This is a genomic window from Lacimicrobium alkaliphilum, from assembly GCF_002591895.1.
Taxonomy (GTDB): Bacteria; Pseudomonadota; Gammaproteobacteria; order Enterobacterales; family Alteromonadaceae; genus Lacimicrobium; species Lacimicrobium alkaliphilum.
This window is the reverse complement of sequence record NZ_NISX01000005.1, coordinates 106,601-132,692: the sequence shown is the minus strand read 5'-3', so window position 1 is coordinate 132,692 and position 26,092 is coordinate 106,601. Positions and strand designations below refer to the sequence as shown.

Here is a 26,092-nt window from a genome sequence, read left to right as displayed (position 1 = left end):
CTGTCAGGCATGGAATTAACCGTAAAGGTTGATTCTTGACTCGATTTTCCTTCCCGAACACAGTAAATTTGCTGCTCAGATAACTAGAATAATAAGGTCCATTGTATGTACGCTATGGTTAAACATCTTCATCTTACTGTTATATCCATCAGCCTTGCGCTGTTTATTCTGCGTTTTTTCTGGACCATGCGTGGCTCAGCCATGTTGCAGAAAAAGTGGGTTAAAGTAGTGCCTCATGTCATTGACACATTGTTGTTGATTACAGCCATATGGTTGTGTGTTCTGATTGCCCAATATCCGTTCGTGCATGCCTGGGTGACCGAAAAACTGCTTGCCGTACTGCTATACATTCTGATGGGGCTGGTCGCGCTTAAGTTGGGGCGTACAGTCTTCATTCGTTGGGTCGGTTTTGTTGGTGCACTGGCCTGGCTGGTGTTTGCGGCCAAAGTGGCGATCATGAAGCAGCCCCTGCTTTTCGGTTGAGATTACAGCTTTGGTCTGGCTGAGATTCCTGCGTTTCATCAGGCATCTCTGAGCCCGGCGTGTATTTCCTCAAAGTGAGAATTCTTCGATGATGACTTCCATACAGCTCGCTCTTGACGACGATGATTTGTTGACGGCTTCGTTGTTGGTGGCGCAAAAGTTTGATGCTGATATCTCGTTACCTTTTTACATCTCTGTGATCCGCCAGTGGGAGCAACGCCTGCGTCTGAAAATCGATCTGCGGGGGCCGGTAAAGGAGCAGGTACGAGCGTTGAACCAGTTTTTCTTCACTGAACTGGCCTTTGCCGGACAGCCCAGGAGTTTATTGGCATCGGATTATGCACTGATGGATCAGGTAATACTCTATCGTAATGGCTGTGCAGTATGTTTGAGTATTCTGTATTGCCATCTCGCCAGGGCCATAGGCCTTGACGTTAAAGGAGTGAGTTTTCCGGGGCATTTTCTGAACAGGGTGAAAGTCAATGAGCAGCAAAGCCTGTTTTTTGATGCGCTGACCGGCAAGCAATTGAGCTGGAACCAGTTGGAGCAACTTTACCGCCAGATGAGCATTGAAGAGCCGGAAATGAGTGTCAGCGATGATGTTGTCAGGCCGGCCAGTAGCCGCGATGTGTTGATGCGTCTGGTGCAGAATTTAAAAGCGGCGTTTATCGACCAGGACCAGTTTCAACAAGCGCTGATCGCCAGTGAGCTGCTGGTGAGCCTGAACCCGGATGATCCTTATGAACGCCGGGGCAGGGGCTGGGTGTTACAGCAACTTAACTGCTATGGCGGCGCGTATGCCGACTATCAATATTATATTCGTCAGTGTCCGCAGGATCCTGCCGCCCATTTACTGAAATTGCAGTTGCGCAGTCACAGTCTGAAATCAGAAATTCTGCACTGAGGACATCGACGGCCATCCTGTGCTGCTTAAAATAAAAAATAAGGAGTTAAAATGACAGAAACAGCATTGATCACTAACGACGCAGTGGTGATAGGCCTGCTTGCGCTAATTCTTGGGGGGGTATTCTACACCGCCGGCAGTTCTCATCCTTTCTGGCAGAAATTCTATCGTTTTGTGCCTACGTTGATCCTCTGTTACTTCCTGCCATCTTTGCTGACCACCTTTGGTATCGTGGATGCATCAAGCTCTAACGCTTATTATGTTGCGTCGCGCTTTCTGCTCCCTGCGTGCCTTATCCTGCTTACTCTCAGTATGGATTTGCGCTCGGTATTTAACCTTGGCCCAAAGGCCTTGATTTTATTTTTTACCGGTACCATCGGCATTGTGATCGGTGGCCCCATCGCTCTGTTAATTATGTCTTCGGTGGCACCGGAAGCTATGGGAGGCCAGGGACCGGATGAAGTATGGCGCGGTCTTACTACTATAGCGGGCAGTTGGATCGGTGGCGGTGCCAATCAGGCCGCTATGAAAGAGATCTTCGAAGTGGGTGGGGGGATTTTCTCCACTATGGTTACTGTGGATATTATTATCGCCAATATCTGGCTGGCCGTATTACTGGTCATGGCATCTAATGCAAAGCGGCTGGATGCAAAAAGTGGTGCTGACACCTCCGCTATTGAAGGGATGATCACCAAAGTACAGAAGTTTGAGACTGAGAATATGCGTATACCGCAACTGCGGGATATGATCATGATATTTGCCGTGGGCTTTGGTGCCTGTGGAGTGGCACACTTTTTATCCGATGTGACCGTGCCCTTTATGCAGGAGTATGCACCCTGGGGTAAAGAGTTCAGTCTGCATAGTGGTTTTTTCTGGCTGGTTGTATTTGCAACCACGATCGGTATAGCACTGTCTTTTACCCGTGTTCGTCAGTTAGAGCATGTGGGTGCATCCCGTATTGGCAGCCTGTTTGTGTATATTCTGGTAACAACTATCGGTTTGCAGATGGATGTGACGAAAATCGTCGATACACCGGTTTTCTTTGTGTTGGGGATTCTGTGGATGCTGATCCATGCCGGCCTGATGTTACTGGTGGCGAAGATAATCCGCGCGCCTGTTTTCTATATGGCTGTGGGCAGTCAGGCTAATGTCGGTGGTGTAGCCTCAGCGCCTATTGTGGCTGCAGCATTTCATCCTTCGCTGGCACCAGTAGGAGTTCTGCTGGCTGTTGTTGGCTATGGCCTTGGCACCTACATGGCTTATCTGTGTGGGATTATTATGAAAGGAGTGGCAGGATGAATAATCAGCAGCTGATCACTATCGCTGGCCGTGAAGTGGCTAACGATAAACCCTTTGTACTGTTTGGTGGCATGAATGTGCTGGAGTCCAGAGATCTGGCCATGCGTATCGCTGAACATTATAAAGAGGTCACTCAGCGTTTAGGCATCCCTTACGTGTTTAAGGCCTCGTTCGATAAAGCCAACCGTTCTTCGGTGCATTCCTATCGCGGACCGGGAATGGAAGAGGGGCTGAAGATCTTTGCTGAAATTAAGGCAACGTTTGATATACCGCTGATCACCGATGTGCATGAGCCATGGCAGGCAGCACCGGTTGCTGAAGTGGTGGATGTGCTACAGCTACCGGCATTTCTGGCCCGTCAGACTGATTTGGTAGTGGCGATGGCGAACTCCGGGGCAGTGATCAATGTGAAAAAGCCTCAATTCCTGGCCCCACATGAGATGCGCCATATCATCAGTAAGTTTATGGAGGCCGGTAATGACAAAATCATCCTTTGCGAGCGGGGCAGTTGCTTTGGTTACAACAATCTGATTGTAGACATGCTGGGGATGGATGAAATGAAGGCCTATGGGCCGGTTATCTTCGATGCGACTCATGCTTTGCAAAAGCCTGGTGGGCGCAGTGATTCGGCAGATGGCCGTCGTGCTCAGGCCGCGCAACTGGCGCGCAGTGGTATGGCTCTGGGTCTGGCTGGATTATTCATTGAAGCGCATCCGGATCCGAATCAGGCTAAATGCGACGGGCCCTGTGCGTTACCTCTCGACAAATTAGAGGGTTATCTGCAGCAAATGAAGGATTTGGACGACATGATCAAGGGCTTTGCACCACTGGATACCAGTGCAAATTAGTTGGCGATACAGGTTTCAGACGGACAGAACAGTCCGCCTGAACGCGTAATTATCAGATAGTCAACCAATCACGCGGACGCAATGGGCAACTACAAGTGTCCATACCAATACGAATCTGTTATTCGTCTCCATCAGGTTGCAGAAATGAAGGTTATTCTGACGCCGATGTTTTAACTGGGGGGGCTGTACGTGTTTCGTTTTTGGCCAGCATAGATGAGTTCTTTTCAACTACTGTGGTTTTAATCTGACGTTTCAGCTCTGCCAGAACAGGAATATCCAGATTGATTACGGCTTCCCTGATATAGTCATTGCCTTGTTGTAGCACCCACTCTTTGTTGGTAATTTGATCAGCACTGGCCTGTTGTGCAGCAATCAACGCTAGGCTGAGGGTAATAAGTCTGGTAAAGTTTTTCATCTGCGAACCTCTAGTTAAATTAATGTTAAAATTACGCTTTTGTGATGGAGTTGTTAAAATATTGTTTTCTTAACTGGTTAAGCATTAAGGCTTTTTTTCTCTCACGGTTAAAATATAACCTGTTATTGACTCGACTTAAATTGACATTAATTGAGTCAAGTTCATTAAAAAAACTAATGGATGTGTCACCCTTATGTCACGCAGACTGCCACCACTGAATTCTCTTAAGGCTTTTGAAGCTGCGGCGCGGCATTTAAGCTTTACTAAAGCGGCTGACGAGCTTTTTGTAACTCAGGCTGCGGTCAGTCATCAGATTAAGTCTCTTGAGTCTTTCCTGGGGATGAAGCTGTTTCTGCGTAAAAACAGAACATTGCTGCTCACAGAGGAGGGGCAGGGGTATTATCTGGATATAAAGGATATTTTCAGTTCATTGCAGGACGCCACCCAGCGTCTGCTGGCAAGAGGTGCAAAAGGTGCCATCACTGTGGCTCTGCCCCCCAGCTTTGCAATTCAATGGCTGGTGCCGCGAATCAATAAGTTCAGTGCCGAGCATCCGGACATAGATGTGCGCATCAAGGCAGTGGATTTTGATGAGGGTCACCTGACTGACGATGTCGATGTTGCAGTGTATTACGGGAAAGGCCGTTGGGGTGGTCTGCATGCCGATAAATTACATACCGAATATCTCACGCCTATCTGCTCTCCTATGTTGTTTCAGTCAGGTAAACCGCTGGAAGAGTTGGATGATTTGCGCCATCACACTTTATTGCATGATGCCTCAAGAGAAGCCTGGAAAAACTGGATCCGGCATTTTAATGTACTGGGTGTCAACGTGAACCAGGGGCCGGTGTTCAGTCATTCCATGCTGGTATTGCAGGCCGCAGCGCTGGGGCAGGGGATTGCGCTTGGCCATAGCGTGCTGGCGAGGCCTGAGATTCAGGCTGGCCGTCTGATTTGCCCCTTTGATGAGAAGCTGATAACTAAAAATGCGTATTACCTTGTTTGCCATGAGTCTCAGGCTGAGCTTGGAAAAATTGCCACCTTCCGTCAGTGGGTGATCAATCAGGTACAGGAAGAACAACAAGACGATGTTATTGACCAATAAAGCCGAAAGTCCCATTGCCAGCGTATTGCTGGCTCATGGTGCCGGTGCGGGTATGCACAGTGAATTTATGCAGCAAATTGCAGAGCAATTGTGCCGCCAGGGGGTAACAGTGCACCGTTTTAATTTCGCCTACATGCAGCGCAGTGAAACACAAGGTAAGCGTCGCCCCCCTGAGCGTGTGCCAAAATTAACAATTGAATTTGTTGAAGCCATCGCTGAAGCAGGCCACGATTTACCCTTGTTTATAGGGGGCAAGTCTATGGGAGGCCGGGTGGCTTCTATGTTGTGTGAACATGAGCATATCAAAGGCTGTTTGTGTTATGGCTATCCTTTTCACCCTCCTGGCAAGCCGGAAAAGTTGCGCACTGAGCATCTGCTTGAGGATGGCAAGCCGGTGTTAATACTGCAGGGTGAAAGGGATCCGTTTGGCACCAGAGTTGAGAGTGAGCGTTACCCGTTGCACTCTCGTGTAAAGCGGGTCTATGTGCCTGACGGTGAGCATAGTTTTAAACCACGTAAAGCTTCAGGAATATCTCTGCAGCAAAATATGGACTTCGCTGTGCAGCAAAGTATCAACTTCATTCAGGAGCAATTATGAACTGGATCCTAACGTCAGGAGCTTTTTTGGCCATGACCGGTGTCATGTTGGGTGCCTTTGCTGCACACGGTCTGAAGGGGCGTCTTGACGAGAGCCTGATGTCTGCCTTTCAGACGGGTGTGCAATACCAGCTCTGGCATAGCCTGGCATTGATTCTTTTGGTGTTGTTATACCGTCACCAGCCCCAGCCTATGTTGCAATGGTCCGCCATCAGTATTCTGGTGGGCGTGGTTCTGTTTAGCGGCAGTCTGTATATGCTGGCTTTAACCGGTATGCGCTTTTTTGGCCCCATCACCCCATTGGGTGGGCTGATTATGATTTTCGGCTGGCTGTTGCTAGTGATTGCCAGTATCCGGAGCACATTTTGACCGCGTCACTGCTGGCCTATTGTCGTCCGGGTTTTGAAGGGGACCTGGCCAAGGAGCTTCAGGACAAAGCCACGAGCGCAGAAGCCTATGGTTTTGCCCGCACCCAGAATGGAAGTGGTTTTGTATTGTTTGAATGCTACCAAAGTGGTGATGCACAGAAACTGGCAAAGCAATACTCAGTGCAGCAACTTGTTTTCGCCCGGCAGATGTTTGTCTGTGATGCCAGGCTGGTGAGCCTGAATGCGCAGGATAGAATCAGTCCTATTTTGGAGGCGTGCAGTAACTTCCCTCAGTGCTCAGAGCTCAGGGTGGAATATCCTGACACCACAGAGGGGCGTGAACTGTCGCGATTCTGTCGCAAGTTTACCGTACCTTTACGCCAGGCCCTGAGAAAATCCGGCACCTTGAGTAAAAAGGAGAATTCCTCTGAAAATGTCTTTTTCGCATTTTTTACCCAAAGTGATGAGGTGTTTTTGGGCTATGCAGAGCCTGGACAGATCTCGCCGTGGCCACAGGGTATTTTGCGACTGAAAGCGCCACCGGAAGCACCCAGCCGTTCCAGCCTGAAACTGGATGAGGCGATCCAGGTGTTTCTGAGTAAAAATGAACAGCAATCCCGCTTGCAGGGGGGAATGCAGGCTGTGGATCTGGGCGCTTGTCCCGGTGGCTGGACCTATCAGCTGGTCAGACGGGGGTTGTTTGTGCAGGCGGTGGATAATGGTGCAATGGCACAAAGCCTGATGGAGACCGGTCAGGTGCGTTACTTTGCCGAAGATGGTTTTAAGTTCGAACCAAAAAAGAAGAATATCCACTGGCTGGTATGCGATATGGTGGAACAACCACAAAAAGTGGCGAGACTGATGGCCAGCTGGCTGACAAAAGGCTGGTGCCAGGAGGCCATTTTTAATCTCAAGTTGCCGATGAAACGGCGTTACGAATCATGGCAACAGGCAGAGCGGGAAATCGCTGAAGTGTTACATGCAACACCTTACCGCCTGCGAGCCAAGCATCTTTACCATGACCGGGAAGAAATCACGCTGCACCTGTGTGGTGGACGCTGACGCTACGTGCATTAAGTCTGTTTTAATTGACCACAGTTTTGTCAGCGCTCATACCCGTTTGGGTATGTAATGGTCTGCCGGTTTTTGCATAATGTAAGAGCAGCGTTTAGGCTTTCCTTTGCAAACTTCAACCTGTGACTGCGAAACATAAAAGAATCGACCTTATTTTCTGTTTTGCCCGGAGATCGATTAAGTGATAGACACCAGGCCCTACCGTATCGCCCCTGGAAAGAGGGTAGAACTGTGCGATTTCGCCACACGCGAGGATGGGGGCCTTAGCAAGAAAACAGGCAAAGAGATGGTGCATGAGCTGACTAAGCGTCTAGCGGCGTTACAGGAGTTACTCTATGCACAGCGCTCACAGGGTTTACTGGTGGTCTTCCAGGCTATGGACGCAGGTGGCAAGGACTCAACCATCCGAAGGGTATTTCGCCTACTCGATCCATCCAGTATGCGGGTTAAAAGCTTCAAACAGCCCAGCCAGAGAGAGCAGTTGCATGACTTTCTGTGGCGTATCCACCAACACGCGCCCCGACGTGGTTATATCTCAATATTCAATCGCTCTCACTATGAAGATGTGGTGGCTGTTCGTGTCAGAGAGCGCCAGCCTCAGGAAGTCTGGCAGAAACGATTTGAGCATATTAACGCCTTCGAGCGGTTGCTGAGCACAGAGGGCACGCTAATTTTGAAGTTTTTCCTTCATATTTCTAAAGACTACCAAAAAGAGCGCTTACAACGACGACTCGATCGTCCTGACAAAGTATGGAAGTTTGACCCCGGTGACATAAATGATCGCAAATACTGGGATGAATACATGCATGCCTATAGTGAGGCAATTGAGAGCTGCTCTACAGATAACGCTCCCTTTTATGTCGTGCCGGCCGAAAGACGATGGTATCGGGATCTTATTGTATTGCAGACGGTTGTGGATGCACTGGATTCGTTGCAAATGACGTATCCGGAACCGAAGTTTGATCCCGGGGATATTGAACTGATCTGACTCAGTAGTTGTGTAATCGGCTGAGCCCTGAGGTTTTCCTTACAGGGTGAGACAGGACTAAAAGCGCTTTTTATTGTTTTCGAGGCCTACTCTTTTACTCTGTGAGTCACCCCTGTGAGCGTTGTTGATCAGTAACATTGCATTGTGCAACCAGGGTACTATCGGTGCTGATTTGTGGTTGGTGCAGCACCAGACTTTCCCTGCCCTGTGTCTCACTGGTATCCCAGCTCGAGTCGTAGGCACGATGATACTCCCGGTCCAGAATCACTAAACGATTGCCAGCTACCTGATAGTAGGTTGTGGCATGAGTCTGGGCCTGCATAGAGAAAAAGATAAAGGCACGGCCACTTCCGGAGAAGCTGAGTCTGGATTTCAGCGGGAAGCCCTTTTTATCAATCCAGATTTGATACTGGCCATCAAAATCATTCACGTAGCCGCGTACTTTTTTGTTGCTGATTACCGCCTCAAGGGGCAGGTCAAAATTGAGTTCACGGATCTGGCCGTTCTCGCATTGCTGCTCTTTTTCCCCCTGAAAAGTAGCCTTTTGAATAAACCGTTGCAGGTTCCCGGCCGCAGAGAGTGTTGTTTTGAGTTCGCTCGCTTCAAGGTTGTTCACTGCATCCTGGGTTGGCGTCGGCACGTCTTCATCTTCTAACTTCTGCCGGGCTTCTTCGTCCATCGCATCCAGTATGGCTTTGCTGTAGGTAATCTGCAGGCCTTGTCCGTTGTCGTTGAGCAGTATATCTGCTGAGCCTTGCTGCTCTTTTAAATCCTTACCTTCACCACGTTTTTCTGTGAAGGTATTGGTTAACGTGGCACTTATTGGCGTCGTGCCCTTAAGACTCTCCAGCGCTTGTTGTAAATCAGTTAATCCATCTGCCAGACTCGTTGACGAACACAGCATTGTGCCAATCAATACTAATAGAGTGAGACTGTTTTTTATCCGTAACATGGTGATCCCTTGAGCCATTTGCAGTAGATACAGGATATTGTACCCGGATCGGATTCAACAGCGGTTTTTTATTAATCCGCAGCAGAATTTGTTTCATGATGTTTACTGTCCAGGGAGAGACCCCCAGGCAAGACGGGAGCTCAAAGCAAACTGTTCTGTCTGCTCAGTTTAAATGTCTATGGGTTTTCTCCAAAAACTAGAAAGACGTTTGGTCATGCCCGAGTGTCGTTATCGGTCATCCAGTGACCTTTGCTGATGGTAAATTTACCGCAGAGCCGCAGAGGACGCAGAGACGTTGTCCCTTCTCTTCTCTGCGAACTCCGCGACTCAGCGGTGAGAACGTCTTTTTGTTTGTATTTTTACTCCGGACATCCTGTCCTCCGCCCTTCGGGCCAGCCTGCGGCTGTTCACCATGTATTGTAGGAACAATACAGAACAGCTTTAGCTGGCCTGCGAAGCAGGTGAGATACAGGGATGTAGCGAATAAAAACGCTCCCGGCGTTTTAGTCGAACCAGATCGCTGGTTCTCATCCGGCACGACAAAGTGCTTGATGTGACTAATGAGCTGTTTGAGAAATATTCGTATGTTTGAAGGAATGTGGTGGGTCGTGCTGGATTCGAACCAGCGACCAATTGATTAAAAGTCAACTGCTCTACCAACTGAGCTAACGACCCACAATCTGACAACTTTTTTGTGCTTCGTTGGCTGCGCAGTTGACTTTTAACGTCCACCACTCCCTGAGCTAACGATCCACAATTTTACTTGGAAAGGACAGAAATCTTGTTTTATCTTCACCGCTGAGTACCCGGAGAAGAAGTGGTGGGTCGTGCTGGATTCGAACCAGCGACCAATTGATTAAAAGTCAACTGCTCTACCAACTGAGCTAACGACCCACATTTCAAAATTTTTTGCGCTCCGTTGGCTCCGCAGTTGACTTTTAATGTCCACTACTCCCTGAGCTAACGACCCACTTGCTAACACTTTTTGCCGTCTGTCGCGACGGGCGCATATATTACTGAAATCCTGACCTGGTGCAAGCCAATTATGGATTTAAATGACATTTTTCTGTCTGAATGCTGTAAAACTAGCCTGATTGAACAAATTTAGCACCAAAGCGCTGAAATCAGTAGTTATCTATACGGAAAAAGGGCGGGTTATCACCAGTATCTTTCCATACTGATATGACCAGGTTTGCGCTTCATATTCTTGGTAAGCCCCCGGGCTGTTAATTGCGACTGGGTATCGGCAATCATGGCTGGATTTCCGCATAGCATTACCTGGCTATGTTCCGGGCTGATGGTTAACTCTGCCCGTTTTTCCAGCAGACCTTGCTGTAATGCATCGGGAATACGGCATGTCAAAGCTCCGGCGACTGATTCCCGGGTTATGCTGGCGATATAGGTAAAACGTTCACCGTACTTTGTCGCCAGAGAACGCAATTCTTGTTCATAAGCCAGATCCGCTGCAAGCCTGACACCGTAAACCAGTACAATTTGCTTAAATCTCTGCCAGGGTTCCTGCGTGCGTAACATAGAAATAAAGGGGCCTATGGCCGTTCCGGTTGCCATCAACCATAAGTGACTGGCCTCCGGCACCCAGTCGAGTGTCATAAAGCCGCTGGCTTTAGCACTGACATTCAGGTTATCGCCAGGTTGCAGTTGGTTCAGAGCAGGGGAGAGCTTACCGTCTTCAACACTGATCAATAATACTTCCAATAGCGGGCTGTCTGGGGCATTTACCAGGGAATAGGCTCTGCCCACCCGTTTACCGTCTATGTCCAGTCCCAGCTTAACAAATTGCCCGGCCGTAAAATCGCCGATATGTGCCTCAATAAAGAGTGAAAACAATTCATCGTTCCAGTCGATCCGTTTTACTACCTTACCTTGTGTCCACATTATTCGACTCCTTGAGGGGATATTACCGGTCATCACTGCATCAGGCCGGAAAAATTGAGAAATTCTGTTTCTTTGTTGTCTCAGGGTAAGACATCAGTAATACAAGACAAGGAGAAATACATATTATCCGGTTTATCTCCCCATACCATTTACCATTCAGGAGCGGTATAATCTGCGCCCATTTTAGCCGATACCGGGCAGCAGTATGAGCCAGATGCAGACCATAGACACGCTTGATTATTCTTTTCCGGCAAAGCCGCGGCCGCTTGATGATGCGCAAAAAGCGACTTATCGCGATCAAATAAAGGCCTTGCTGAAAGAGAAAAATGCGGTATTGGTGGCGCACTATTACACTGATCCCGAGATTCAGGCGTTGGCTGAGGAAACAGACGGTTGTGTGGCTGATTCGCTGGAGATGGCCAGGTTTGGTCGCGATGCGGATGCACAGACGCTGATCGTGGCCGGGGTACGCTTTATGGGCGAAACAGCCAAAATTCTGAGCCCTGAGAAAACGGTGCTGATGCCGACACTGGAAGCCACCTGCTCACTGGATTTGGGTTGCCCGGCGGATAAATTCAGCGAGTTCTGTGATCAGCATCCCGACCACATCGTGGTCGTCTATGCCAATACCTCAGCAGCGGTAAAAGCGAGAGCTGACTGGGTGGTTACGTCAAGCATCGCACTGGAAATTGTTGAGCATCTGGATAGCCAGGGTAAGAAGATTCTCTGGGGGCCTGACCGCCATTTAGGGGCCTATATTGAGAAGCAAACGGGCGCACAAATGCTAATGTGGCAAGGTGCCTGTGTGGTACATGATGAGTTTAAGGCGAGGGCGCTTAAAGCGCTTAAAGCGCAGCATCCTGAAGCGGCCATACTGGTTCACCCTGAATCACCCGCCAATGTGGTTGAGATGGCAGATGCTGTAGGCTCCACGTCACAATTGATTCAGGCGGCACAAAGCCTGCCTAATCAGTATCTTATTGTGGCCACCGACAGAGGCATTTTCTACAAAATGCAGCAGGCCGCACCGGGTAAAACCTTTGTTGAAGCGCCCACCGGAGGAAATGGCGCCACCTGTCGTAGCTGCGCCCACTGCCCCTGGATGGCCATGAATGGTTTAGAGGCTATTCATGAGTCTCTGACCGATAACACCGGCCATGAAGTGTTTGTGGATGAGGCCACTCGCCTCAAAGCACTGATTCCGCTGGACAGGATGCTGGATTTTGCAGCCGCGCATAAAATGAAAGTTAAAGGCAATGCCTGAATGACATCTGCCTGAATTGCACTGTCGCAGGTTTGGCTGGCGCTGAACCTGCCAATCCCGCCTCTTATCTCTGCGTCTGTTCTTCGTTTTTTTATTCATGCTAACTTGGCTACCTGAACCAATATGAGTTGAGGTGAAAAGTGTTGAACAGGTTTTCTACATTAGCGTTACTTCCCCTGGCACTGAGCGCACCAGTGTTTTCTGATGATCTCAGGGGAGATGAGCAGCAGTTACATAATATCGCCGCCAGCGTTTCTTCTGAACGCATTGAGCGGGATATTCGTAAACTGGTGAGTTTCGGTACCCGCCACACGCTGTCTGAAACTGAATCAGATACACGGGGTATCGGTGCGGCCCGGCGTTGGATAAAGGCAGAGTTTGAACGTATTTCAGCCAAATGTGGTGGCTGCCTTGAGGTCCGCTTTCAGTCCGATGTGGTTGAAGGTGAGAAACGGATCCCCGATGCCACCGAAGTGGTAAGCGTAATTGCGGTACAAAAAGGCCAGACCGACCCCGGCCGCTATGTGGTGATGTCAGGCGACATAGATTCACGGGTGTCTGATGTAATGGATGCGGTTTCTGATGCGCCGGGGGCCAACGACAATGCCTCTGGTGTTGCTGGCGCGCTGGAAGCTGCAAGAGTGCTGACGCAGTATCAGTTTCATGGCTCTGTTGTCTATGCCGCACTGGCCGGTGAAGAACAGGGGCTGTTTGGCGGTAAAATCATGGCCCGCAAAGCTAAAGAAGATGGCTGGCGTGTTAAAGCAGTACTGAACAATGACATGATTGGTAATATCTCCGGTATTAATGGTGTAACCAATAATACTACCGCGCGGCTTTTCTCTGAGGGCACCCGCAAGACTGAAACAGCTGAAGAAGCCCGTATCCGCCGTTTTACCGGTGGTGAAGTAGACTCCCCCTCACGTAATCTGGCCCGCTATATTGATCAGATTGCGGATCGTTATATTCCCAACCTCAATACAATGATGATCTATCGTCTCGACCGGTTTGGTCGTGGCGGTCATCACCGGCCTTTCAACGACGAGGGTTTTGCGGCAATTCGGATCATGGAAACCAATGAGCATTACGATCGTCAGCATCAGGACTTACGCACTGAAAACGGCACTGAATATGGAGATACGCTCAGTGGGGTCGATTTTGACTATGCCGCCAAGCTGACCGCGCTTAACGCGGTGTCACTGGCCAGCATGGCCTGGGCCCCGGGGCCGCCTTCCAATGTTGAAATAAAGGGGGCGGTAAAACCCAGCACCACTCTGAGCTGGGCACCTGTGCGTGATAGCGAGAAAGAACTGATAAGGGGCTATCGCATATACTGGCGTTATACGGATCAGCCACAATGGCAATTCAGTCGCTATGTGGGCAATGTGAAGGAATTTACTCTTGAGAATGTGGTTATTGACAATTACTTCTTCGGTGTAGCCAGTGTGGCAAAAAATGGGCTGGAAAGCCCTGTGGTATTTCCGGGGGCAGCGGGCTCGTTTGGAGAGTAGTTAAGAGTATAGGTGGAACAGCCGGTGTTATTCACCGGCTTTTTTAGTTGCCTGGTCAGCGTTGTCTTCGGCGTCGTCTGAATCTTCAGTCTCTACGATTTCTTTTTTCAGATTTTTAAGCTCTTTTTCAACGTTTTTCGGTGCAAAGTACAACAATGTCGTTCCGGCAGTGAGTTTTAAACTGCGCTCTGCGGTTTGTAGCCATAGTTTGCCCTGAGACGACAGTCCGCCAATCAGCAACCATTCATTGCCGGGTTCGCCGAGACGTTCTTTGAGTTTATCAAAGCCAAAGCTCTCACTGAGCTTAGTGGTTTGCATGGTCCAACCGTCGTCCAGCCATTGATGAAGAGCTTCAAAGGTGGCGTCAGGGTTAAACGCCCCGTAGCCTCGCTGTTGCAAAGATAAACGCTTCTGTGCCTGATTAGACTCTTTATGGATAGCAAACTGGAACGTGCGATGGTGGCCGAACTCATTCCCCTGAGCCTTACAGACCAAGGCATTGTAATAGTCATTGTCAGTGGCCGCGAGGAGGTGACTGAGATGTTCGATTTCCAGCTCATGGCGAGCGTGTTCGGAGAGCAGCTCGCCGTAGTAGATTTTTGTACCGTCCATACGCAGCGCTTTAAGGCGATGATAGGCTCCATCGGCCACCAATACATCGATATTAAGTTTTTTCAGGGCCTGCGCCAGAACCTGGGTCCAGCGGGATGCACCGATGATCAACAAGCCGTTCTCTGACTGTGCAGCCAGGCCCAGTTTACGAGCCAGTTTGCCCAGAGTCAGACCATGAGCCAGTACAGTGACGATAATAATCAGAAACACAATCGGCAGTAATTTTTCAGCATCGGCGTAGCCTGCACTGACCAGTGCCGGACCAAAAATGCCGGCGGACGCTGCTGCTACGATCCCTCTCGGGGCCACCCATGCAAGCAGCAATTTGTCTTGCTTACGAATTGAACCGCCCAGTGTGGTCAGAAAAATAGTCAGCGGGCGAACAACCAGCAGAACGACTAATACAAACAGTAATACCTGCCAGTTAATTTCATCCAGCTGGCTGAATTTAAGTTGCGATGGAATAATGATAAATAATACCGACAGCAGGATCACCGTCAGGTTTTCTTTAAAATGTTGCAGCGATTCGCGCTCCACCAGATTCATATTGCCGATCACAACGCCCATCACAGTAACCGTCAACAGACCTGCTTCGTGCTGAATAAGATTGCTTGCCCAGTAGGCGATTAACACCAGCACCATCAGCATCGGTGCTTTCAAATGCACCGGTACAGAGCCCCGGCGATAGAGCCAGCCTGTTATCCAGCCGCCGAGCCCGCCAAATAAGGCGGCGGCAAAAATCGCCGCACCCATACCACTAATGGCTCCGACCCAACCGGTATCTGCGAGGGTGAAATACTGAAATGTCAGCACGGCCAGCAGTACGCCGATAGGATCGTTAACAATCCCTTCCCATTTAAGCAGAGACGCGGACTCCTGGTTCAGTTTAGCCTGACGCAGCAAGGGTAATATGACGGTAGGCCCTGTTACCACCAGAATGGCACCCAGGACCCAGGCCACTGGCCAGCTCAGCCCGGCAATATAATGTGCTGCGAGGCCACCGAACAACCAACCTACCGGTGGGCCAAGGATGGTCAGACGACGGATCCCACGCCCCACCCGGCGAAACTCACTGAGTTTTAAATCCATGCCGCCTTCAAACAGAATAATTGCTACACCCAGACCGATCAGTTCGCTGATTTCTGTTTGTGACAAGCCTAGTTCTATGACGCCAGTGATCGGTCCGAGGGTCACACCAGAGGCAATCAGTACTACGATGGCCGGAATTTTCAATTGCGCGGCTAACCACTGGCTCGCAATACCGGCGGAGAGAATAATCAGTACAAGGGTGGCTACATGCATAAAAAGCCGTATTGCTCCGTTTTTCGAATCAAGCTAAGAACTTACTCTGGAATGATAGGCGAAACAAATCTCTTTTGTGATTTTCTGGCTGTTTACAGAAGGGTGAAGCGAGTTGTCGCGCAAAGCCGTATGATATGCCAGACTAGTCGATAATGCCCGAAGCGACGTTTTGTGAGAAAAATATATAGTACTGAAAGATATATTGAGTTCACGGTGTTTTACTATCCTGTCCTACTCGACCGCTTTGCAGGACCGGGGTAACCCAATATCGCAGTGAACTTGCCTGGCCCAGGGGGGCCAGGGCGCGAGTAATATCGTCCAGTTGCTCAGGCGCATGCAACAGCTCCAGACGATATAGCCTGCGATATCCTTCTGTCTGTTCGGTTAAATCAAACTGACTATGTTCGAGGCTGAATCCATCTACGGTATAAAGGTTAAAGCCGCTGATACCCTCGAGGCAGATGAGAATGTCGACCACATCATCGCGAAGATCTTCGGATAACATCAGGTTGAGTATTTGTTCTTTACTTTCCATGTTTATTCTCCAGTTTGTAGTAGAGCATGGGTAACAGATACAGGGTGGTAATAGTGGAGGTTAACAAACCTCCTATCACCACAATGGCTAACGGCTTTTGGATCTCGGCACCGGGGCCTGTGGCCAGCGCCAAAGGGAACAGGCCAAACATGGCTGTGGTGGCGGTCATCAGTATGGGTCTGAGTCTGTCTGCGGCCCCATCGCATACCAGTTCTTTGAGATCGCGGCTCCTGGCCCGTAATTGCTGAAAGTGCGACAGCATCACCACACCATTTAACACGGCAATGCCCAGCAGGGCGATAAAGCCCACCGAGGCTGGTACAGAGAGATACTGACCACTGATAAACAGGCCGACAATGCCACCCATCAGGGCAAAAGGCACATTCAGCAGAATCAGCATGGAGTGGGGGAGAGACTGAAAGGTACTGAACAGAATAATCACGATCAGTAATATTACCGCGGGGATGACCATCATCAGGCTGTTAGAGGCGCGTATCTGGTTCTCGAATTCCCCACCATACTCGATGGTGTATCCGGTGGGTAAACTGATTTGCTGGTGAATATTCTCACGCAGTTCTTCGACGAAACCCACTATGTCACGGCCTGTGACGTTGGTGGTCACGACCGCAAAACGGTTGCCATTTTCCCTGGAAATGATCGAGGGGCCCTGGGCATAGGACAATGACGCCACATCACCCACTCTTGCCACACGGCCATCTGGCAGCGTGAGCATGGCATTTTCAAGCTCATTGGTTGATGCCGGTTGCTGTGCGGTGTTGCCTTGATAACCGATGATGATGGGAGTTTTGACCTTTCCCTGTATCAGCTCAGAAACCTGCACGCCTTCAACCTGTGCGCGCAGTCCCTGTGCCAGCGCGTCGACACTCAGCCCATACTCGGTGGCCAGTTCAGGCTTGAGGTGCACATTCAGAAATTCGGCACCTTCAATAATACTGGCGTTAACATCTACTGCTCCTGATGTATTGCCGGTAATGCCAGCAATGCTGTCGGTCAGTGTAGCGAGTGCGGCAATATCATCACCGAAGACTTTGATACTGACATCGCCGGTACTGCCGGTGAGCATTTCTGATACGCGCATCTGAATCGGCTGGGTAAAGCCAAAGTTAATACCAGGAAAGGTCTGCAATACTTCTCGGATAGCCCCGGCCAGCTCATCTTTAGTGTCAAATCGCCACTGTTCGGTGGGCTGAAGCTCCATAAACATGTCGGTTTCATTGAGTCCCATTGGATCCAGGCCGAGCTCATCGGCACCGGTACGGGCGACAATTTGTTTTATTTCAGGCACTTGCTTTAGCAATGCTTCGCTGACTTGTCGGTCGAGCTCCACGGAGTCGGCCAAAGAGATGGTGGGTGACTTTTCCAGTTGTACGATAATGTCTCCTTCATCCAGTACCGGCATAAAGGTTTTACCCAACTGAGTAAACAGAAAAAGACTGATGATGACTGCCACGATGGCGCCGCCCACGAAGGGGCCGGGTCGTGCTAACAGTTTTATCAGGCTGGCCTGGTAGATGCGCTGCAGAGAACGGATAAACTTGGGTGGCGCCAGATTTTCACCTTTAATCAGAAAAGAGGCTATCACAGGTACAATGGTCAGAGAGATCAGCAGGGCGCTTAGCATGGCGAACACAATGGTCAGTGCCACTGGTGAAAACAGCTTGCCTTCCAGACCGGTCAGCGTTAAGAGTGGCACAAATACAATAATGACGATGGCGGTGCCGGCTAACACCGGTGTGGCAACGGCCTTGCTGGCCCGGTAAATCAAATGTAGGCGCGGAAGGGGGAGTTTGCGGTTTAACTGAGAAACAATGTTTTCCACTACCACAACCGATGAATCTACAATCATGCCGATGGCGATAACCACGCCACCCAAACTCATAAGGTTGGCGGACAGGTTGGTATAGGACATCATCAAAAAGGTTAACAATGCGGCAAAAGGAATCGACAAGGATACCAGAAATGCTGCCCTGAGATTGCCCAGAAACAATGCCAGAATAATGATTACCAGAATAACGGCTTCCACCAGGGCGTTGGTAATGGTGCCTACCGCAGTATCGATAAGGGTCTTGCGATCATAAAATACATTCAGATCGGTACCTTCGGGCAGGGTGGGTGCGATCTGTGCCAGCTTCTCTTTCACCCCTTTGACCACGTCGGCGGTATTGGAATTTTTAAGGGCAATAATCAGCGCCTGGGCGGTTTCCTGCCCGTCTTTTGTGACCGCACCGTAGCGGGCCAGATGACCGGTACTGATATCACCCAAATCCGATAACCGCACAATACCGTTATCATCGGCTTTTACAATCAGCCCGGCGAGGTCTTGCTGAGTAGCAAAACGGCCCTGAGTGCGAATGATCAGCGACTCTGTGCCGACATTCATGCGCCCGACACTGCCGTTGATATTGCTCGATTGAATGGCTTGTTGAACCTGTTCCATGCCAATGCCTGCCACTGCCATCAAGCTGTTGTCAGGGCTGAATTGCAGGGTCTGAACATAGCCCCCAAGGCTGTTGACTTCGGCCACTCCGGGAACGGTTCGCAGCAGTGGGCGGATCTCCCAGTCCAGCAGATGACGGCGTTCAGTCAGCGATAGAGAGGGGTTTTCCAGGCTGAACATAAACATCTCACTCAGCGGCGTACTCATAGGGGCAACACCCCCCGCAGTGCCGGCGGGGAAATCCCCACGAATACCGGATAAACGCTTGTTGACTTGTTGCCGTGCCCAGTAGATATCGGTGCCTTCCTGAAAATCCAGGGTAATGGAGGTAATCGCATATTTTGTACTGGAGCGAAGAATTGCCTGTTTGGGGATCCCCAGCAGCTCGGCCTCCAGAGGACGGGTGACCTGAGACTCAATCTCTTCTGCCGTCATCCCCGGTACTTTAAGGATCACTTTGACCTGCGTAGGAGAAATATCGGGAAAGGCGTCGATAGGCAGCCCAAACCAGGCTCTGATGCCGAGGGCGAAGAGTACCCCGAGCATCACTACCACAAAAACCCGTTGGGTCAGGGAAAAACGCAGTAATTGATGTAACACTTATTCGCCCCCCATACCCAGCAGCAAGCCTTTGACGGCGCCGACAGATGAGGCCAGTACTTCATATTGTGATAAAGACGTGTCGCTGGTAATCACATAATGCTTGCCCTGAGAGGCCACAATTTGCACGGGCTGACTGATTAACTGTTGGCCATCGTGCAGCATTACCTGTTGTCGTTGCTCAAAGCGAAAGACCGATTGCCGGGGCACCAGATAAGCCTGTGTTGTGTAACCGGGTTTGATACTCAGCTGCTGGCCGGGGAGCAGCTTGCAGCCTTGTGGAACCGCTTCACTCCAGGCCTTTACAAAAAGTCCGTTCGCCGATTGTCCGAGATGTTCGATCTGCAGGTTACACTCTGGTGTCGACAAGTGGCTCAGTGTGGACGCATTTACAACTGGGATATTGACGCTAACACGCAGCGCCTGGCGGTCAATGAACCGGGCCAACAAGGGCTCACTGCCGCTGCGTTCGTTTTCGGTGCTATAGCGAATAAATCCTGCTGAGGGAGCCTTGAGAACAATACTGTCCCCGGATTCAGATACCGCTGCAATCAACTCCTGAAAGTGGCCCAGATGGCCAAAGGCCAGGCGGGCCTGCTGATACTGACTGACGATATCCTGCCAGGTACTTTCACTGATGGCCTGCTGACGATACAGTGACTGATTGTTATCATAGCGATGTTTGGCTAATGACAAAATACTCTGCGCAGCCTCAATACGCTCTATAAAGTGATGCACTTCACTGCCGGTCATGCGCAATACGGTTTGGCCTTGTTCGACCCAGGCACCGTTTTCGACCTGATAGGCCAGTTGTTGCACCATAAATGGACTGAATAACTGATAAGCCTGTCCTTCTTCACTCTCTACATGGGCCGCCATTGAGGGGCCTGTGTAGTTTGCGATTGCCTGAACCTGGCTGTAGCGCAAATCCAATTCGCCCAAATCGGCAACCTTCAGTGTGGCTGCCTGCAGGGCTAAAGGAAGACTGCAAAGGATAATAAGGAAACGGGGTAGGTTGATCATAAGGACACTCCTGCAGCCTGGTTCATTCTGGCCTGTTGTTGCTCGATAAGGGTTTGATTGAGGGTCCCTGCTTGCTGCATATCAATCGAATCGATAGCCCGTTTTAAGAACAGCTCCTGTTCGATTTCATTGAGGTTTTTCAGGGTTTTTATTTGCGCGAGGATCTCACTGCTCAGCAGTTGTTGTTGTGTCAGCACACGCTTTTTGGTGTTTAAATACTGCCAATGCTGCTGTACTGCCTTCCATTCATTGAGTAATGTCTGATGGGCTTGTTGAAGTTGTGCATCAAAGGCCCTGCTGGCTTGTTGCCAGGCACTGTAATCTGACTGTGATACGCGTTCGCCCATTGACAGGGGCACTTCTACGCCTAAACCAATCTGATTATCGGTGAAACCGGGACTATCAACTTGTTTAGCGGTTACCGACAGGTTCCAGGCCTCGTTGCCGTGGCGGCTATTTAACAGGGTAAGCCTGGCCTGACGCCGTTCACTTTCCAGTAGCGCCAGATGAGGGTGGTTATTCATCGCCATCAGGCCATCATCCGGGGGCGGTTCAACAACTTTGTCCGGTAGATGTGCTGTGCCGGTCAGCTGCTGAAATTGATCCAGCCATCGTTGTGCAACCTGTTGCTGTTCCAATTGCTCTATTTCAATGGACAAGCGGGTTTGTTTGGCGGCAAGTAAGCCATAGGTGGTAGTGATGCCGGCATCTACCTGCTGGGTAAATTGCTGTTCCAATTCGAGCAGCAACCGGTGCTTTTTGTTTAATCCCTCAAGTCGGGTCATCGCTACCTTGTAAGACCAGATACTTTCACGGATAAGACCCGAATAAAAAAGCGCAGCAATGCGTTGATTCGCACTGTGTAAACGGGCATCATTCTGCCGGACTTGGGCATCTGCATTGCGCCTTGCGAAAGATTTGATGGGTAAGTTCAGTCGCAGTTCAGCCTCGTCTGAGCCCTGGTCTTCCTGACTCCGGAGATAATTCATGCTGACGCTGGGGGCACCGTCGAGCCAGGAAGAAGCGCGCAATGTAGCGGCGTTGTTGACGTTGTCCTTATCGGCTCGCTCCAAGACAATATCAAGCAGCTCATACAGGGTAGGAGAGGGCGTCGTATTAGCGGCGCCACAAAATGGGACCAGAGTCCAATAGGCGGTTACTAGCAAAACCGCTAAAATAGGTCTTTTCATTATTGCCACCGGGAAGTGATTTGTCCTCTAACCCTATAGATGTGGCGAAGGAGCGTCATCGGGCAGATGTCCTAACAATGACTTTTTTTATGTAAATCATATTTTATAGGTAAGTTAAGCGTGAAAGATAAAGTGGTAGCGACCGTCTTACTGATTATCATGGGTCTGAATACCATGGATGTATTTACTGATATCCAGTTGGGCGTGCCCACCTGGCATATTGTCTCTGAGGGGCTGATAGTGTTGATTTCAGGGGCAATGGCATTGTATCTGATTTATGAAATGCATAATCGCTCACGCCGTTTGCTTCGGCTGAAACAAGAATTGACCCTGTCAAACCAGAAAATAGGGCAACTGACCGATGACATGAAAAAAGCCCGCCAGCAGTACAGTGAGTCAGTGCAACAGCAACTTCATCAGTGGCAATTGACTAACAGCGAAAAAGAAGTGGCATTGCTGATGTTAAAAGGGCTGAATTTTCAGGAAATTTCTGTTGTTCGCAGTACCAAAGAGAAAACTGTGCGCCAGCAGGCCTCTTCTGTGTATGCCAAATCCGGATTAGACGGGCGTCATGAACTGGCGGCCTGGTTTCTGGAAGACTTTATTGGGAACAGCAAGGCAGCGTGATACTGCTGACTTTACTCAAGTGGTTTGCCTGCAAAAGTGTCATAGCATTCTAAGCCCGTCGGATGATGTTAGAGTTGTATATAGACTTTGATGAATATACGAAATATATAAAGAATTATTCAGTCCGTTCTGAGAGCTTCTGACCCAGAGCAAATCGGTGATCTTTATGCAGGCAACTATACTTTATGTTTGCTGTTCAATATCGAAATTAGCGGTATATAAAGAACCTGCCAGGGAGAGAAAAATGAGCGGAAGGAAAAACCATCGAAGTAAGGGAGTTGCCCTGGTTAGTTGCTACGGTCTTGCTGCCGGAATAGCTATTGGCACAGTCACAGGCGTAATCTATGGGCAGGTGGCTTATTTCGGACTGATTGGAATGTTGATTGGGGCGGCAGCGGGAATAGTGCTTGGTATATTATTTGGACGAAAGTTTGCAAAGTATTCGGGGGATTAGTCTACTTTGGTGATTAAACTGGCGATAGCCCTGGACGCTGGCGACCGGACGCCAAAAAGCAGAAAACCCGGCGTAGTTTGTATTCAGTGGAGGTTGAACTTGCGGGAGGGATTACTCCGGGCCATACAGCTGCGCTATCCCTGCTTCGCTCTCTGGTCCAGCTGCGCCATCCTGGCTTCGCGTTCGTCAGGCTGCGATGCTACGCATCGATCCAGACTCACCCTGCCCTCCACCCCTTCGGGGCCAGCCTTTGGCTGTTCTAAAATGTTCCCGACATTTTGGTCGAACCGAAGGGTTCGAACCAGGTCCTCCTGTCACCGGGTCAAACAAAAAAGCCCCAGCAAACTGCGCTGGGGCTTTTTTATTTGATATGGCGGAGAGAGAGGGATTCGAACCCTCGATACGTTGCCGTATACACACTTTCCAGGCGTGCTCCTTCAGCCACTCGGACACCTCTCCTAAATCTTATTGTCTGCCGTATTTTACTGAATTCACATTGTTTAGTGTCTTCAGGAGCACTACGGCGTGCTCGTTGCTCCGGGCATCCTGCCCTGCGCCCTTCGGGCCATCCTGCGGATGTCCAAATTTGTTCCTGACAAATTTGTCAGCCACTCGGACACCTCTCCTAAATCTTATTGTCTGCCGTATTTTACTGAAGTCACATTTATTTAGTGTCTTCAGGAGCACTGCGGCGTGCTCGTTGCTCCGTTGTGTCTCTAATGGAGCCGTTTGAGCGCCGCGTATGGTATGGAATTCATTCGTCTTAATCAAGCAAAAAATCAATAACCTTGCCAGTTCGTTGGCTTTATAGACAACGAACCTGTTTCTGCGCTTACTTTTCGCTACCGGATTGCAGTCAGTTGAATCCGCTTTTGTTATACTGCGTCGGTTATTAAGGCGAGTCAGGAGAGCCCGTGCCATCAGTTAAACAGATTTTTGCCAGCGACGGAGCTCTGTCTCAGCGGGTCAGCGGCTTTGTTCCAAGAGCGGAGCAAACTGAAATGGCGAGCTCAGTCGAAAAGGCGATAAAGGATAAGGCACAACTTGTGGTCGAGGCGGGCACCGGAACGGGTAAGACCTTTGCTTATCTGGTACCGGCACTGGCCAGTGATAAAAAGGTTATTGTTTCTACCGGTACCAAAAACCTTCAGGAACAATTGTTTCATCGCGACCTTCCCATTGTTAAACAGGCTCTGGGCAGCAACAAAAAATCGGTTTTATTGAAAGGCCGCGCTAATTATCTGTGTTTGCATCGCCTGGCTCAGCATGGCGGAAATTCCACCGTGTTTGAAAAGCAAACCCTGCATCAGCTAAGCCAGGTCAGAGACTGGGCAAACAGTACAAAAAGCGGTGACATGGGTGAACTCAAGAGCCTGCCAGAAGATGCCAAGGTACTGCCCTTTGTAACGTCTACCGTAGATAACTGTCTGGGTAAAGACTGTCCTGACTACGATGATTGTTATCTGGTAAAAGCCAGGCGCAACGCACTGGATGCAGATATGGTGGTGGTCAATCATCATTTGTTTTTCGCTGATATGGCGCTTAAAGATACCGGTTTTGGTGAACTGATTCCGGAGGCGCATGTGGTGCTGTTTGATGAGGCGCATCAGATACCGGATATTGCCAGTGAATATTTCGGTGAAGCGCTGTCCAGCCGTCAACTGGCCGATATGGGATCTGATATGGAGATGGTCTACCGTACCAAGCTCAAAGATGCCGGACAGCTTAGCAAAGCAGCAGAAAAACTGCGGGTCAGCGCTATGGATTTACGCCTGCAGTTTCCGCAGCAACCACAAAAGGGCAACTGGCAACAGGCCCTGATGACAGATACGGTGCAGAACCAGATTAGCCGGTTAAGCGATGCATTGAACCTGGTGTATGAGGTGTTAAAAGTGCATCTCGGCCGGGATAAAGATCTCGACAGTGTCTATGAACGTTGTGTACAGGCCAGAGGGCGTCTGGCGAGACTGACTGATACCGGGCAGCAAGGGGTCAGCCTTTGGTATGAAACGACACCCAGGCATATTATTTTGCATCTTACACCGCTATCTATTGCCCAGCGCTTTGCTGATTATATTGAAACCCCGAAACGCAGCTGGATATTTACCTCGGCCACTTTGATGGTGGATGGTGGCTTTGAGCACTTTACCGGCCAGATGGGATTAAAGCAGGCGCGTACACTGGGACTGGAGAGCCCCTTTGATTATCAGCAGCAGGCGCTGTTGTGTGTACCCCGATACTTACCTGAGCCGACGGCTAAGGATCGCAGTGAGGCGCTGGTTAACGTGTCACTGGAGTTGATCAAAGCCAGTCAAGGCCGCTGCTTTTTACTGTTTACCAGCCATTTTATGTTGCGCCAGGTGGCTCAGATACTGGAGCAGCAGATTGACAATCCAATACTGGTGCAAGGCAGCACCAGCAAAGGTGCCCTGCTTGAAGAATACCTTTCTTCTGGCAATGGTGTGCTGCTCGGTACCAGTGCCTTTTGGGAGGGGGTGGATGTAAGAGGGAGCGATCTGACATGTGTATTGATCGACAAGCTACCCTTTGCCGCCCCGGATGATCCGTTGCTGGAGGCAAAAATTAACGATTGTAAGAAACATGGCGGTAACCCCTTCGCGCAGATTCAGATCCCCAGGGCTGTTATTGCTCTGAAACAGGGGGCCGGCCGACTGATTCGTGACATGTCAGATAAAGGTGTATTGGTAATTTGCGATAATCGTCTGGTCACCCGTGATTACGGACGAATTTTTCTCGCCAGTTTACCGCCTATGCAACGAACCCGGACTCTGGAGAAGGCCGTATCGTTTTTGCAGCAGCTGCAGAATCAACCACCACAATCTCCGTCTGTTAAAAAAACTGCACAACAAGAGACTCACAAATTATGAATATTCTGGTTATTGATACGGCCACCGAAGGCTGCTCTGTTGCCCTAAGTGTCAATAGTGGAACCGAACAGGAAGAAATTGCTGAACTGTTTGAGTTTTGCCCGCAGCAGCACAGCCAGAGATTATTGCCCATGGTCGAGCAGTTATTGTCCCAGGCGCAGATGAGCCTTAAGGACTTTAATCTTCTGGCCTTTGGCCGTGGCCCCGGTAGCTTCACCGGCGTGCGTATCGCCACGGGAATGGTGCAGGGCCTGGCTTTGGGTGCCGGGTTGCCGGTTGTCGGAATTTCCACGTTGGCGGCCATGGCACAACAAGCATTGATGGACAATAATCAGGAGTGTATCGCTACGGCTATTGATGCACGTATGGGGGAAATCTATCTGGGATGCTACCAGGCCAGTGAGGGCATAGCACAGCTGCACCATCAGGAACGGGTGTTGCCCCCCGCTGAGGCGATTGAACTGCTAAAGGATGACAGCAAAAGGTGGTGTGGTGTGGGTACCGGCTGGTCGGCTTATCCTGAACTTGCCGAGTTGCAGAATGTGCACCCGGATAACGACATATTGTACCCAAAAGCCCGCTATATGCTGCCCCTGGCTCAGGCTGCATTTAGCAGAGGGGAAGCGGTAGCAGCTGATAAGGCACAACCCGTTTACCTGCGTGATAAGGTTACCTGGAAAAAGTTGCCCGGCAGATAAC

General features: G+C 50.0%; 22 protein-coding genes and 3 tRNA genes. 14 read left to right on the top strand and 11 right to left on the bottom strand.

The genetic code is table 11. From position 1 onward, the window contains the following. The first annotated feature begins 105 nt into the window (after positions 1 to 105). The 4 genes from CDA54_RS06640 to kdsA all read left to right on the top strand — a co-directional run bounded on the left by CDA54_RS06640 (position 106) and on the right by kdsA (position 3,534). Positions 106 to 483, top strand: a complete 378-nt coding sequence (locus CDA54_RS06640; RefSeq protein WP_099034205.1) for a SirB2 family protein — start codon at positions 106 to 108, stop codon at positions 481 to 483. Between the two features lie 88 nt (positions 484 to 571). Further along, positions 572 to 1,387, top strand: a complete 816-nt coding sequence (locus tag CDA54_RS06635) for a SirB1 family protein (protein ID WP_099034204.1) — start codon at positions 572 to 574, stop codon at positions 1,385 to 1,387. 51 nt (positions 1,388 to 1,438) lie between these two features. Beyond that, entirely contained in the window at positions 1,439 to 2,686 is a 1,248-nt protein-coding gene (locus tag CDA54_RS06630; RefSeq protein ID WP_099034203.1) for a DUF819 family protein, read from the top strand. Further along, a complete protein-coding gene (gene kdsA, locus CDA54_RS06625) occupies positions 2,683 to 3,534 on the top strand; it encodes a 3-deoxy-8-phosphooctulonate synthase (protein WP_099034202.1) in 852 nt (283 codons plus the stop codon). Before CDA54_RS06630 ends, kdsA begins: the two co-directional genes overlap by 4 nt. A gap of 151 nt (positions 3,535 to 3,685) precedes the next feature. Here kdsA and CDA54_RS06620 read toward each other — a convergent pair whose 3' ends face one another. Beyond that, a complete protein-coding gene (locus CDA54_RS06620) occupies positions 3,686 to 3,949 on the bottom strand; it encodes a hypothetical protein (protein WP_099034201.1) in 264 nt (87 codons plus the stop codon). A 193-nt stretch (positions 3,950 to 4,142) separates the two neighbouring features. Between CDA54_RS06620 and CDA54_RS06615 the strand changes: the two genes are divergently transcribed. The 5 genes from CDA54_RS06615 to CDA54_RS06595 all read left to right on the top strand — a co-directional run bounded on the left by CDA54_RS06615 (position 4,143) and on the right by CDA54_RS06595 (position 8,081). After that, positions 4,143 to 5,054: a transcriptional regulator GcvA gene (locus CDA54_RS06615; protein WP_099034200.1), complete on the top strand. Its 912-nt coding sequence runs from the start codon at positions 4,143 to 4,145 to the stop codon at positions 5,052 to 5,054. Continuing rightward, complete coding sequence (locus tag CDA54_RS06610; RefSeq protein ID WP_099034199.1) at positions 5,038 to 5,652, top strand: alpha/beta family hydrolase; 615 nt, start codon at positions 5,038 to 5,040, stop codon at positions 5,650 to 5,652. Before CDA54_RS06615 ends, CDA54_RS06610 begins: the two co-directional genes overlap by 17 nt. Further along, positions 5,649 to 6,020, top strand: a complete 372-nt coding sequence (locus tag CDA54_RS06605) for a DUF423 domain-containing protein (protein ID WP_099034198.1) — start codon at positions 5,649 to 5,651, stop codon at positions 6,018 to 6,020. Before CDA54_RS06610 ends, CDA54_RS06605 begins: the two co-directional genes overlap by 4 nt. Continuing rightward, positions 6,014 to 7,081: a 23S rRNA (cytidine(2498)-2'-O)-methyltransferase RlmM gene (gene rlmM, locus CDA54_RS06600; protein ID WP_099034197.1), complete on the top strand. Its 1,068-nt coding sequence runs from the start codon at positions 6,014 to 6,016 to the stop codon at positions 7,079 to 7,081. Before CDA54_RS06605 ends, rlmM begins: the two co-directional genes overlap by 7 nt. Positions 7,082 to 7,274: 193 nt before the next feature. Then, positions 7,275 to 8,081, top strand: coding sequence for a PPK2 family polyphosphate kinase (locus CDA54_RS06595; RefSeq protein WP_099034196.1), 807 nt, complete (start codon positions 7,275 to 7,277; stop codon positions 8,079 to 8,081). 106 nt (positions 8,082 to 8,187) lie between these two features. Here CDA54_RS06595 and CDA54_RS06590 read toward each other — a convergent pair whose 3' ends face one another. From CDA54_RS06590 to CDA54_RS06575, 4 genes are all read right to left on the bottom strand, one after another. Beyond that, positions 8,188 to 9,033: a hypothetical protein gene (locus tag CDA54_RS06590; protein WP_099034195.1), complete on the bottom strand. Its 846-nt coding sequence runs from the start codon at positions 9,031 to 9,033 to the stop codon at positions 8,188 to 8,190. Positions 9,034 to 9,632: 599 nt separating this feature from the next. Continuing rightward, a tRNA-Lys gene (locus tag CDA54_RS06585) sits at positions 9,633 to 9,708 on the bottom strand. A 143-nt stretch (positions 9,709 to 9,851) separates the two neighbouring features. Beyond that, a tRNA-Lys gene (locus CDA54_RS06580) sits at positions 9,852 to 9,927 on the bottom strand. Positions 9,928 to 10,191: 264 nt separating this feature from the next. Next, entirely contained in the window at positions 10,192 to 10,929 is a 738-nt protein-coding gene (locus CDA54_RS06575; protein ID WP_099034194.1) for a ferredoxin--NADP reductase, read from the bottom strand. A gap of 205 nt (positions 10,930 to 11,134) precedes the next feature. On the opposite strand from CDA54_RS06575, the gene nadA reads away from it, so the two are divergent. Further along, positions 11,135 to 12,193, top strand: a complete 1,059-nt coding sequence (nadA, locus tag CDA54_RS06570; protein WP_099034193.1) for a quinolinate synthase NadA — start codon at positions 11,135 to 11,137, stop codon at positions 12,191 to 12,193. A 194-nt stretch (positions 12,194 to 12,387) separates the two neighbouring features. Beyond that, the gene (locus CDA54_RS06565; RefSeq protein ID WP_229748110.1) at positions 12,388 to 13,704 is read left to right on the top strand and encodes a M28 family metallopeptidase; all 1,317 of its coding nucleotides are present in this window, start codon (positions 12,388 to 12,390) and stop codon (positions 13,702 to 13,704) included. A gap of 27 nt (positions 13,705 to 13,731) precedes the next feature. Here the strand turns inward: CDA54_RS06565 and CDA54_RS06560 are convergent, their stop codons facing one another. The 5 genes from CDA54_RS06560 to CDA54_RS06540 form a co-directional block, all read right to left on the bottom strand. Beyond that, positions 13,732 to 15,618 (bottom strand): cation:proton antiporter, encoded by a 1,887-nt coding sequence (locus CDA54_RS06560; RefSeq protein ID WP_099034191.1) that lies wholly within the window; start codon positions 15,616 to 15,618, stop codon positions 13,732 to 13,734. 208 nt (positions 15,619 to 15,826) lie between these two features. Next, positions 15,827 to 16,153 carry a DUF3240 family protein gene (locus CDA54_RS06555; RefSeq protein WP_099034190.1) on the bottom strand — a complete coding sequence of 109 codons (327 nt, stop codon included), beginning with the start codon at positions 16,151 to 16,153 and terminating at the stop codon, positions 15,827 to 15,829. Continuing rightward, a complete protein-coding gene (locus CDA54_RS06550; RefSeq protein WP_099034189.1) occupies positions 16,143 to 19,211 on the bottom strand; it encodes an efflux RND transporter permease subunit in 3,069 nt (1,022 codons plus the stop codon). The genes CDA54_RS06555 and CDA54_RS06550 overlap by 11 nt, the downstream gene beginning before the upstream one ends. Further along, positions 19,212 to 20,234: an efflux RND transporter periplasmic adaptor subunit gene (locus CDA54_RS06545; RefSeq protein WP_099034188.1), complete on the bottom strand. Its 1,023-nt coding sequence runs from the start codon at positions 20,232 to 20,234 to the stop codon at positions 19,212 to 19,214. Beyond that, positions 20,231 to 21,424, bottom strand: coding sequence for a TolC family protein (locus CDA54_RS06540; protein ID WP_099034187.1), 1,194 nt, complete (start codon positions 21,422 to 21,424; stop codon positions 20,231 to 20,233). Before CDA54_RS06540 ends, CDA54_RS06545 begins: the two co-directional genes overlap by 4 nt. A 120-nt stretch (positions 21,425 to 21,544) precedes the next feature. Between CDA54_RS06540 and CDA54_RS06535 the strand changes: the two genes are divergently transcribed. Then, positions 21,545 to 22,051 carry a helix-turn-helix transcriptional regulator gene (locus tag CDA54_RS06535; protein WP_099034186.1) on the top strand — a complete coding sequence of 169 codons (507 nt, stop codon included), beginning with the start codon at positions 21,545 to 21,547 and terminating at the stop codon, positions 22,049 to 22,051. Between the two features lie 825 nt (positions 22,052 to 22,876). On the opposite strand, the gene CDA54_RS06525 is transcribed toward CDA54_RS06535, so the two are convergent. Beyond that, a tRNA-Ser gene (locus tag CDA54_RS06525) sits at positions 22,877 to 22,964 on the bottom strand. Between the two features lie 455 nt (positions 22,965 to 23,419). Between CDA54_RS06525 and yoaA the strand changes: the two genes are divergently transcribed. Further along, positions 23,420 to 25,393, top strand: a complete 1,974-nt coding sequence (yoaA, locus tag CDA54_RS06515) for a DNA repair helicase YoaA (protein WP_229748101.1) — start codon at positions 23,420 to 23,422, stop codon at positions 25,391 to 25,393. Beyond that, positions 25,390 to 26,091 (top strand): tRNA (adenosine(37)-N6)-threonylcarbamoyltransferase complex dimerization subunit type 1 TsaB, encoded by a 702-nt coding sequence (gene tsaB, locus CDA54_RS06510; RefSeq protein ID WP_099034183.1) that lies wholly within the window; start codon positions 25,390 to 25,392, stop codon positions 26,089 to 26,091. Before yoaA ends, tsaB begins: the two co-directional genes overlap by 4 nt. The last annotated feature ends 1 nt before the right edge of the window (position 26,092 follow it).